At 62.9% G+C, this 10,152-nt stretch carries 10 protein-coding genes; 5 read left to right on the forward strand and 5 right to left on the reverse strand.

Translation table 11 applies throughout. The features are described from left to right. Positions 1-147: 147 nt before the first annotated feature. Both lgt and KFO72_RS39995 read right to left on the reverse strand, forming a co-directional pair. On the reverse strand, positions 148-1,053 hold the full coding sequence (gene lgt / locus KFO72_RS39990; protein WP_054928697.1) for a prolipoprotein diacylglyceryl transferase: 906 nt from the start codon (positions 1,051-1,053) through the stop codon (positions 148-150). A 73-nt stretch (positions 1,054-1,126) separates the two neighbouring features. Continuing rightward, entirely contained in the window at positions 1,127-2,101 is a 975-nt protein-coding gene (locus tag KFO72_RS39995; RefSeq protein WP_225034398.1) for a LysR family transcriptional regulator, read from the reverse strand. Positions 2,102-2,287: 186 nt separating this feature from the next. Between KFO72_RS39995 and ilvD the strand changes: the two genes are divergently transcribed. Together ilvD and KFO72_RS40005 are read left to right on the forward strand one after the other, a co-directional pair. Beyond that, positions 2,288-3,961: a dihydroxy-acid dehydratase gene (gene ilvD / locus KFO72_RS40000; protein ID WP_054928699.1), complete on the forward strand. Its 1,674-nt coding sequence runs from the start codon at positions 2,288-2,290 to the stop codon at positions 3,959-3,961. A 130-nt stretch (positions 3,962-4,091) separates the two neighbouring features. Then, on the forward strand, positions 4,092-4,415 hold the full coding sequence (locus KFO72_RS40005) for a c-type cytochrome (protein WP_036003374.1): 324 nt from the start codon (positions 4,092-4,094) through the stop codon (positions 4,413-4,415). A 16-nt stretch (positions 4,416-4,431) separates the two neighbouring features. Here the strand turns inward: KFO72_RS40005 and KFO72_RS40010 are convergent, their stop codons facing one another. The 3 genes from KFO72_RS40010 to KFO72_RS40020 form a co-directional block, all read right to left on the reverse strand. After that, entirely contained in the window at positions 4,432-5,118 is a 687-nt protein-coding gene (locus KFO72_RS40010; protein ID WP_225034399.1) for a DUF2486 family protein, read from the reverse strand. A gap of 79 nt (positions 5,119-5,197) precedes the next feature. Then, the gene (locus KFO72_RS40015) at positions 5,198-5,614 is read right to left on the reverse strand and encodes a DNA polymerase III subunit chi (protein WP_062915625.1); all 417 of its coding nucleotides are present in this window, start codon (positions 5,612-5,614) and stop codon (positions 5,198-5,200) included. A 46-nt stretch (positions 5,615-5,660) separates the two neighbouring features. Next, positions 5,661-7,172: a leucyl aminopeptidase gene (locus KFO72_RS40020; RefSeq protein ID WP_054928703.1), complete on the reverse strand. Its 1,512-nt coding sequence runs from the start codon at positions 7,170-7,172 to the stop codon at positions 5,661-5,663. 136 nt (positions 7,173-7,308) lie between these two features. Between KFO72_RS40020 and lptF the strand changes: the two genes are divergently transcribed. The 3 genes from lptF to KFO72_RS40035 are packed head-to-tail and all read left to right on the forward strand — an operon-like array spanning position 7,309 to position 9,984. Next, on the forward strand, positions 7,309-8,421 hold the full coding sequence (gene lptF / locus KFO72_RS40025; RefSeq protein WP_054928704.1) for an LPS export ABC transporter permease LptF: 1,113 nt from the start codon (positions 7,309-7,311) through the stop codon (positions 8,419-8,421). 3 nt (positions 8,422-8,424) lie between these two features. Next, a complete protein-coding gene (lptG, locus tag KFO72_RS40030; protein WP_007582462.1) occupies positions 8,425-9,573 on the forward strand; it encodes an LPS export ABC transporter permease LptG in 1,149 nt (382 codons plus the stop codon). Between the two features lie 30 nt (positions 9,574-9,603). Further along, entirely contained in the window at positions 9,604-9,984 is a 381-nt protein-coding gene (locus KFO72_RS40035; RefSeq protein ID WP_176053746.1) for a sirohydrochlorin chelatase, read from the forward strand. The last annotated feature ends 168 nt before the right edge of the window (positions 9,985-10,152 follow it).

A 10,152-nucleotide genomic window follows, 5' to 3' on the forward strand; every position in this document is an offset into this window, starting at 1 on the left:
AGGGGCGACGCTTGAAGCGAGCTAACGAATCGCGGATGCCAGCGAAAGCAAAGGCCAACACACCGACCAGCGAAGCGCAAACGCCAATCGCGAAAATGCCAGCTAAATCAAAACCAACCCACCAGCGTCGCAGACAAAAACCAACCCTTACCCCGCATTAACAGCCCGCGCCGCCTCACGCGCATTCCGCCGATAAGCCCACACCAACATCAACACCCCAGCAATAACCATCGGCAGCGACAGCCACTGTCCCATAGACAGCCCCAACGCCAGCAGCCCAAGAAAGTCATCCGGCTCACGCGCAAATTCAACCGTGAAACGTGCAAGCCCATAGCCAATCAGAAACACAGCCGAAGCAGCCCCAACAGGCCGCGGCTTCCGCGTAAAAAACCACAGCACAAGAAACAGCACGACACCCTCAAGCGCGATCTCATACAACTGCGACGGATGCCGCGGCAACATATGATATTGCGCAAACACCTCACCGAGATGCCACTGCGCGGCCTGCACCGGATGCGCCGCCAGCCACCCGGCGTCTTCATTCGCGGCACCGGGAAACAGCATCGCCCAAGGCGCATCGGGCGACGTCACCCGCCCCCACAACTCACCATTGATAAAGTTACCAAGCCGCCCCGCCGCAAGACCAGTCGGCACCATCGGCGCGACGAAATCGGTCACCTGCAGCCACGTACGCTTACGCTGCCACGCAAACAACACCATCGCGAGCGTCACGCCGAGAAATCCGCCATGGAACGACATGCCCCCTTCCCAAACCTTGAAGATGTCGAGAGGATGCGCGAAGTACCAGCTCGCCTTATAGAACAGCACATAACCCAGACGTCCGCCGAGTATCGTGCCGAGCACGCCGTAAAACAGCATGTCGTCGATATCCTTCGGGGTCCAGCCCTGTGCCGCGACATGCGGCAGACGCAGCCGCAACCGGCCCACGACGATCGCCATGACAAAGGCGACCAGGTACATCAGGCCATACCAGCGGACAGCCAGCGGCCCGAGATGAATGGCGATGGGATCGAAATTCGGGTGAATGTGCATCGTATCGTTATAGGGGTTCGGTAATCTGGAAACTCAAGCGCATTGGACGCGCCGCGCCACAAAGGGTTCGCCGCTAGCCGGCAAGCACATCGGCGTGAGCGCGCACGATGTCGATGAAACCGGCCAGCACAGGGCTCACTTCCGCCGTGCGCCACACCAGCCCGGTGACGACGGCGGGCACCGCCTCACGCAACGGACGATACACGACGCCCGTGCGCCGCAGGTTACGCAACGATTGCGGCACCAGCGCGACACCCATGCCCGCAGACACCAGGCTCACGATCGTCTGCATCTGGATCGCCTCCTGGCCTATGTGCGGCGTGAGACCGGCCGCGCCGTAGCAATCCATAATCATGTCATAAAAGCCTGGCGCCAGACGCCTTGGGAAAACGACCAGCGGCGCATCGCCCGCTTGCGCAAGGCTCAACGGCTCGTCGCGCCATTCGGCCGCGCCCGCCTCGCTGGCTCCATCGCCCGCAGCATCGAGCTCGATACGCGCCGCCATCTCCGTCGACATCGCGATCACCAGCGGCTCGCGCGCCAGCGGCAGCCACGACAGCTGCGACGCGTAGCGCGGCGGCAGCGGCCCGATGACCAGTCCCGCATCGACACGCCCCGCGACCAGCTCGTCGATCTGCACGTCGCTGGTCGCCTCGAGCAGTTCGAGCCGCACGCGCGGATGGCGCGCGCCGAACTCGCGCAACAGCGGCGGCAATAGCCCGTAATCCGCCGTCGACACGAACGCCAGCGACAGCACCCCCGCCTCGCCGCGCGCAAGACTCTGCGCCAATGGCCGCAACCCCTCCGCGCCCGCGAGCAGCCGCCGCACCTCGGGCAGCAGATCCGCGCCGACCGACGTCAGCTCGACCGAGCGTTTGGTGCGCGCAAACAGTTCGACGCCCAGCGTGTCTTCGAGCGCGCGGATTGCCTGCGACAGCGGCGGCTGCGTCATCGACAGCCGCGCCGCCGCGCGGCCGAAGTGCTTCTCTTCGGCGACGGTCACGAAATAGCGCAACTGGCGCAGATCAGGGACGGCAGGCAGGCTCATTGATATATTTTACGACCTAAACGACGCTGAATAATATATTGGACATTCTTTTGCAGAAACTCCATTCTTGCCCAACGCGCCCGAACTAGACTAAAGAACCCGCGCTGGAACCGCCCAGGCCGTTGCGCCGCAAGCGGGAAGCGAGCCGATCGGCGCGCACATCAAAACAACTGGATGGAGCTCCCCATGCCGTACAACCGTCGTTCGAAGAACATCACGCAAGGCGTCGCGCGTTCGCCGAACCGCTCGATGTATTACGCGCTCGGCTACCAGAAGGACGACTTCGACAAGCCGATGATCGGCATCGCCAACGGCCACTCGACCATCACGCCGTGCAACGCCGGCCTGCAACGCCTCACCGACGCCGCCGTCGAAGCCGTCAGGCGCTCCGACGCGAATCCGCAGACCTTCGGCACGCCGACCATCTCGGACGGCATGTCGATGGGCACGGAGGGCATGAAGTACTCGCTGGTGTCGCGCGAAGTGATCGCCGACTGCATCGAGACCTGCGTGCAAGGCCAGTGGATGGACGGCGTCGTCGTGATCGGCGGCTGCGATAAGAACATGCCGGGCGGCATGATCGGCCTCGCGCGGATGAACGTCCCGGGCATTTACGTGTACGGCGGCACCATCAAGCCGGGCAAGTGGAAGGGCGCGGACCTCACCATCGTGTCGTCGTTCGAGGCCGTCGGCGAGTTCACGGCGGGCCGCATGTCGCAGGAAGATTTCGAAGGGGTCGAACAGAATGCCTGCCCGACCACGGGCTCGTGCGGCGGGATGTACACGGCCAACACGATGAGCTCGTCGTTCGAGGCACTCGGCATGTCGCTGATGTATTCGTCGACGATGGCGAACCCCGATCAGGAAAAAGTGGATTCGGCAGCGGAATCGGCGCGCGTGCTGGTCGAGGCCGTGAAGAAGGATCTCAAGCCGCGCGACATCATCACGAAGAAGTCGATCGAAAACGCCGTCGCGCTGATCATGGCGACGGGCGGCTCGACGAATGCCGTGCTGCACTATCTGGCCATCGCGCACGCGGCGGAAGTCGAATGGACGATCGACGACTTCGAGCGGATGCGCAAGAAAGTGCCCGTGATCTGCGACCTTAAGCCGTCGGGCAAGTACGTCGCGACCGATCTGCACCAGGCCGGCGGCATCCCGCAAGTGTTGAAGTTGCTGCTCGACGCAGGCCTGTTGCACGGCGACTGCGTGACCATCACGGGCAAGACCATCGCTGAAGAACTGAAGGACGTACCCAGCAAGCCGCGCGCGGACCAGAAAGTGATCTATCCGCTCGACAAGGCGCTCTACGACGAAGGCCATCTCGCGATCCTCAAGGGCAACCTCGCCGAAGACGGCGCCGTCGCGAAGATCACCGGCCTGAAGAATCCGGTCATCACGGGCCCGGCACGCGTGTTCGACGACGAGCAAAGCGCAATGGATGCGATCCTCGCCGACAAGATCAAGGCAGGCGACGTCGTCGTGCTGCGCTATCTCGGCCCGCGAGGCGGTCCGGGCATGCCGGAGATGCTCGCGCCGACGTCTGCGATCATCGGCAAGGGGCTTGGCGAATCGGTCGGTCTCATCACCGACGGCCGCTTCTCGGGCGGCACGTGGGGCATGGTCGTGGGTCACGTCGCGCCGGAAGCGTTCGCCGGCGGCACGATCGCGCTCGTGCAGGAAGGCGACTCGATCACGATCGATGCGCACAAGCTGCTGTTGCAACTGAATGTCGACGACGCCGAACTGCAACGCCGCCGCGGCGCATGGAAGCAGCCCGCGCCGCGTTACACGCGCGGCGTGCTGGCCAAGTTCGCGGCGCTCGTGAAGCCGGCCAACAAGGGCGCTGTCACGGACTGACGCGGCGCGGCATCGCAGGGTGACGCAAACAACGCTTCGACGGGCAAAGGGGCACACGGCTCTCCGTGTGCCCCTTTGCTCTTATAATGCGTCCACCACGAGCCGGGCTGAGTCACCGGCGGAGACCATAATGAAATCGAAGTCGTATGCGGCACTCGTGCTGGCAGGCACTTTGGCATTCACCGGCACGGCGCGCGCGCAAGCTCCGGGCCTCGCACTCGCGCAAAAGCAGAACTGCATGAGCTGCCATTCGGTCACGCGGCAATTCATGGGACCTCCGCTGCACGATGTCGCCGCTAAATACGCGACGCGCAGCGATGCCGTGGTCTACCTCACGCGCAAGATCATGGAAGGCAGCGCAGGCGTGTGGGGACCCGTGCCGATGCCTGCCAACACGCAGGTCACGCAGGACGAAGCCGTGTCGCTGGCAAGCTGGATCCTGACGCTCAAGTAACGCACGCAGCCACTGCTTATTTGCTGGTGGTCGAATTGCCGAGTTCTTCGCGGATCGCCTCGCGCACCCAACTGAGCATTTCCGTTTCCAGCGCGAGCGCAACCTCGCGCGTGATCTGATTGACGAGCCAGGTCGTGTGATCCTGGAATGCATCGCGGCAGCGCGCCTCGATCAGATTGCGGCCATCGCCTTTCAGATAGGTCGCGAAACGGCCGCGCAAACGCTCGGCCAACACGTCGGCATCGTAGTCGGACCTCGCCGCAGGCGTCGGCGCAGGTGCGTGCTCCACGGGCGTCGTCAGCGCATCCGGCACGGACGGCGCGACATAGTGCTCGGCAGCCGAACCCGATGTGAACTCCGCTTCACCCGGCACGAACTGCGCGGGCTCGCGCATCGGCGTACGCGGAGATTCGTAGATGGAATCGAGAACGGGCACGTCGTCGTCAGCATGGACAGACGGCGTTTGCGGCTCCGCGTGCGCGGCTGGCTGTTGCTTCGCCTCGTGAGGCGCATCATGGCTGGCGTCGTCCTGCTCGCCGTGCGCCGTTCCATGCCTGCGCGCATGCGCGCCTTCATGGGCGTGCGCGCTGCTGCGCTTCGGCCGCTTCGCCTTCGCATGCGGCTCGTGACCCGTCTCCATCACATCGGTGAGAGTGGGGATGTCTTGATCGGAAGAGTCGGAAGGGTCGGAAGATTGGGACACGAAAGCACTCCCTTTAAAGATCGGACGAGCCGGTTCTGCGCAAATCGGACAACACCGCGCATCGAGCGGACAGAACCCGTCAGGCGCCCTGCTTGTAGTTATTCAGAGCATAGCCGCGATCGCGGTAGAAGCGATAGCGCTCGCGCCCCGCGGCGAGTTCGTCGGGCGCGTTGCCGACTATTTCCAGCAGGCGCTCGAAGCGCGCGAACTGCGACGGCACCGTCGCGCCCAGATTCAACAGTATCTGATGATGCGGCGCGTCGTCGAGCGACGACGTCAGCACGACGGGCGTTTGCGCCGCAAGCGGGCTCGCCGCGAGGCAGTGCGGGATGAAGTCGAGCGGCGAGAAGGTCCACAACTGTTCGTCGAACGCGCGCAGGCGCGGCGGTTCGGCCAGCACGACGAGCGGCTGGCCGGCCTGATACGCCTTGCGCACGAGACGGCAAGCATACTGCAGCGAATCGCCGACGTTCGAATGAAAGTCGATGCGTGTCATCGGCGATCCTGCTTCGCTGCGTGATGCGCGATCGGACTGCTACACGTCATTGTGCAGCGCGGTCGATCAGGAACTGCGACAGCAACGGCACGGGACGGCCCGTCGCGCCCTTTGCTGCACCGCTCTTCCATGCGGTGCCCGCGATGTCGAGGTGAGCCCACGGATACGCTTCCGTGAAGCGCGACAGGAAGCACGCTGCCGTCACGCTGCCCGCCGGACGTCCGCCGATGTTCGCGAGATCGGCGAAGTTCGACTTCAGTTGATCCTGATACTCGTCGTCGAGCGGCAGGCGCCACGCCGGGTCGGAGGCTTCCTTCGATGCGTCGAGCAGTTCGCCCGCAAGCGCGTCGTCTTTCGAGAACAGGCCGCTGTTGTGATGACCGAGCGCAATGATGCAGGCGCCCGTCAGCGTCGCGATGTCGATCACGGCGGCCGGCTTGAAGCGTTCGGCATACGTGAGCGCGTCGCACAGGATCAGGCGGCCTTCCGCGTCGGTGTTCAGCACTTCGATTGTCAGGCCCTTCATGCTGGTGACAATGTCGCCCGGCTTGGTCGCGTTGCCGGCCGGCATGTTTTCGCAGGTCGGAATGATGCCGACCACGTTTAGCTTCAGGCCCATTTCTGCGACGGCGCGCAGTGTGCCGAGCACGGAGCCCGCGCCGCACATGTCGTACTTCATCTCGTCCATGCTGTCGCCGGGCTTGAGCGAAATGCCGCCCGTGTCGAACGTGATGCCCTTGCCGACCAGCACGACGGGCGCGGCCTTCGCGGAGCCGCCCTGATACTGGAGAACGATGAACTGCGGCGGTTCGACGGAGCCTTTGGTGACCGACAGGAACGAACCCATCTTGAGTGCTTCGAGCTGCTTCTGGCCGAGCACTTCGACCTTCAGCTTCCAGTCTTTCGCGAGCTTCTTCGCGGTCGTGGCCAGATAGGTCGGCGTGCAGACGTTGCCCGGCAGGTTGCCGAGGTCCTTCGTCAGATCCATGCCGTTCGACAGCGCGACGCCCTGCTTGAGGGCTACCTTCGCGAGCTTCTCGTCAGCTGCGTCGACGCTGAACACGATACGCTTGAGCGCGCGCGTGCTGTTGTCCGGCTTGCTCTTCATCTGCGTGAACCGGTAAGTCAGTTCGCGCAGTGCCAGAATGGCGGCGCGCACGGCCCAGTCCGACGAGCGTTCCTTGACAGGCGCCTGAGCGAGCGTGAACGTGACCTGGGTGATCTTCGTGCCGAGGATCGCGCGCCACGCGGCGCGCACGGCGTCGCCATAGACCTTCTGGGTGAACGCGTCCTGCTTGCCGAGACCGACCAGCAGCACGCGCGACGCGCCGATGCCCTGCACTTCATGCAGGAACACCGTGCTGCCCGTCTTGCCGTCCATGTCGCCCGCCTTGATGATGCGCGTGAGCAGACCCTTGGTGGCCGCGTCGATTTCCAGCGCCGCGCCCGACAGCGTCTGCGACTCGAACACGCCGATCACGATGCAATCCGATTTTCCGGTAAGGAACCCGTTGGTCGAGCCTTTGCTCCAATCACAGGCTTTTATGCTAAAGTCCATCGCGCTTGTCCTCGGATAAAATCTGGGCTTAGGATGAAAGCCGCAATTATCCGCTATTTTTCCCGCGGCGGCTGCACGAAGGCGTGATGGGGCTCAACCCCACTGCCTGTCGGAGCGCGCCCTCTCCTCATCAACCATGATTTTTGAACGCTCTCTCCAGCGCGAACTGGCGTATACGGCTGGCGCCGTGTTCATGGTTCTGCTCACGCTGGTCCTGACGACGATGATGATCCGCATCGTCGGCTTCGCGGCGTCCGGTGAAATCGACCCGCGCGACGTGCTCGTGCTGATCGGTCTGACGGTCATCGGCTACCTCGCGATCATGCTGGTCGCGACGCTGTTCGTGTCGATCCTGTTCGTGCTCACGCGCTGGTACAAGGATTCCGAAATGGTCGTGTGGCTCGCCTCGGGCGTCAGCCTCACGCGTTTCATCAAGCCGATCGGCCTGTTCGCGACGCCCATCATCATTCTGATTGCCTTCTTCGTGTTCGTCGGCTGGCCGTGGTCGAACCAGCAGAGCAAGCTGATCCGCGCGCGCTTCCAGCAGCGCGACGAGGTCTCGCTGCTCGCGCCGGGCCAGTTCCGCGAATCGGCTACGAGCCATCGCGTGTTCTTTATCGAGAAGATGTCGCCCGATCAGGGTCACGTCGAAAACGTGTTCGTCACGAGCACCGAGGGCGGCAAGGTGAACGTGGTCGTGTCGAAGAACGGCCACACGGAAACGCATAAGAACGGCGACCGCTTCGTCGTGCTCGAAAACGGCCGCCGCTATGACGGCGAGCCGGGCCATCCCGACTTCCGCATCATGGAGTTCGAGCGCTATGGCGTGAAGATCCAGAGCCAGCCGGTCGTCAATACGCCCACCACGACGGGCACGCCGACGCTCGACCTGTTCCGCGACCCGACCCGCCAGAATCTGGCTGAATTCGCATGGCGCGCGGGCCTGCCCTTGATCGCGATCAACCTGATGCTGCTCGCCATCCCGCTCGCGCACCAGAATCCGCGCCGCAGCCGCACGATCAATCTCGTGATGGCCGTGCTGATCTATCTGACGTACTCGAACCTGCTGAACGTCGTGCAGTCGTGGATCGAGCAAGGCAAGATGTCGTTCGGCGTGGGGCTCGTGGGGCTGCATGTCGTGGTGGCGCTGGTCGTCGCGTTCATTTTCTGGCTGCGGGTGCGCAACCGGCCGCTCTTCACGCGGGCGACGTTCAGCCGGTCGTCGAGCCGTCCGGCGCAGGGAGCGTGACCAATGCGCATCTATGAAAAGTATTTCGCGCGTCAGGTTTACCTCACGTTCATCTTCATTCTGTTCGCGTTTTCGGGTCTGTTCTTCTTCTTCGACCTGATCAACGAACTGAACTCGGTCGGCCACGGCAACTACAAGTTCCAGTACGCGGTGCTGCGCGTCGCGCTGCAGACGCCGTCGCGTTTCTACGAAATCATTCCCGTTGCGGCGTTGATCAGCGCGATCTACGTGTTCGCGCAGATGGCGGCGAATTCCGAGTACACGATTTTCCGCGTGTCCGGTCTCGCCACCAACCAGGCGCTGCGCTCGCTGCTGAAGATCGGTATCCCGCTGGTGTTCCTCACGTACATCATTGGCGAAGTGGTCGGGCCGTACACGGATCAGTTGTCGGAGCGGGTGCGTCTGGAGGCGCTCGGGTCGTCGGTGTCGAGCAATTTCGAGTCGGGCGTCTGGGTGAAGGACACGCTGACGGCGCGTGCCGACGGCGAACAGGTGACGCGCTTCGTGAACGTCGGGCAGTTGCAGCCGGACGCGACTATCTCGAACGTGCGCATCTACGAGTTCGACTCGAAGTTCCGTCTGTCGAACGTGCGCATCGCGAAGTCGGGCAAGTATCAGCCGCCCGGCCACTGGCTGCTGACGGACGTCACGGACACGCAACTGATCGACGTCGCGCAGGACGCCAGCAAGCCCGCCGATGCGTTGAACCCGGTGTATCGTGCGAAGCAGGTGACGTTGCCTGAATACTCGCTGCGCTCGGAATTGACGCCGCAAATTCTGTCGGTGCTGCTGGTTGCGCCGGAGCGGATGTCGATGTTCAATCTGTTCCGTTATATCCAGCACTTGACCGAGAACCATCAGGACACGCAACGGTACGAGATCGCGCTGTGGCGCAAGGTGTTGTATCCGTTCGCGGTGTTCGTGATGCTGGTGCTGTCGCTGCCGTTTGCTTACCTGCACACGCGCGCGGGCGTGGTTGGGGTGAAGGTGTTCGGCGGGATCATGCTGGGGATGAGTTTTCAGCTGTTCAATACGCTGTTCTCGCACATCGGCAATCTGAATACGTGGCCAGCGCCGTTGACGGCGGCGACGCCGGGGTTGATCTATCTCGTACTTGGGCTCGTCGGGCTCAAATGGGTCGACAGGCATTAGGCGTTTTTTATTTGTTCTCTACGAGGCGATATGGGATCTCATGGCGTGGTGCTGTTTGCGCATGGCGCGAGAGATCCTCGCTGGGCCGAGCCTTTCGAGCGGCTGCGCGCCCGGTTGCTTGAGTTGCGCGGGGAGGCCGCTGGGCCGGTTTCGTTGGCGTTTCTTGAGCTTATGACGCCTGGTTTGCCTGAGGCTGTGGCTGCTCAGGTCGCAGCAGGTGCTTCCGTTGTCAGCGTTGTGCCGGTTTTTTTTGGGCAAGGTGGGCATGTTCGGCGTGATCTGCCGGTGATTCTTGATCAGTGCCGCAGCGCGAATCCTTCTGTTGAGATTCGTTGTAGTACGGCTGTTGGCGAGGATGCCGAAGTGATTGAGGCGATTGCTGTGTATTGCCTGCGGCAAGCTTTGGTTTGAGGTTGGTTTTGGTTTTGGTTTTGGTTTTTGTCTGGCGACGTTGGGCGGGGTCTGTTTCTTCGCTGGCCTCCGCGATTTGTCCTCGGGCTTCATGCGTCGGCGTTTGGGTGTCTGCCTTTGCGCTGGCATCCGCGTTACGTTAGCTCGCTTCACGCGTCGCCCCTGTGC

The sequence above is a fragment of the Paraburkholderia sp. XV genome, from assembly GCF_020177535.1.
Taxonomy (GTDB): Bacteria; Pseudomonadota; Gammaproteobacteria; order Burkholderiales; family Burkholderiaceae; genus Paraburkholderia; species Paraburkholderia caribensis.

Bases quoted from the DNA above. Each gene is read 5' to 3' on its own strand.
- lgt (WP_054928697.1), bottom strand. From the start codon at position 1,053: ATGCACATTCACCCGAATTTCGATCCCATCGCCATTCATCTCGGGCCG.
- KFO72_RS39995 (WP_225034398.1), bottom strand. From the start codon at position 2,101: ATGAGCCTGCCTGCCGTCCCTGATCTGCGCCAGTTGCGCTATTTCGTG.
- ilvD (WP_054928699.1), top strand. From the start codon at position 2,288: ATGCCGTACAACCGTCGTTCGAAGAACATCACGCAAGGCGTCGCGCGT.
- KFO72_RS40005 (WP_036003374.1), top strand. From the start codon at position 4,092: ATGAAATCGAAGTCGTATGCGGCACTCGTGCTGGCAGGCACTTTGGCA.
- KFO72_RS40015 (WP_062915625.1), bottom strand. From the start codon at position 5,614: ATGACACGCATCGACTTTCATTCGAACGTCGGCGATTCGCTGCAGTAT.
- KFO72_RS40020 (WP_054928703.1), bottom strand. From the start codon at position 7,172: ATGGACTTTAGCATAAAAGCCTGTGATTGGAGCAAAGGCTCGACCAAC.
- lptF (WP_054928704.1), top strand. From the start codon at position 7,309: ATGATTTTTGAACGCTCTCTCCAGCGCGAACTGGCGTATACGGCTGGC.
- lptG (WP_007582462.1), top strand. From the start codon at position 8,425: ATGCGCATCTATGAAAAGTATTTCGCGCGTCAGGTTTACCTCACGTTC.
- KFO72_RS40035 (WP_176053746.1), top strand. From the start codon at position 9,604: ATGGGATCTCATGGCGTGGTGCTGTTTGCGCATGGCGCGAGAGATCCT.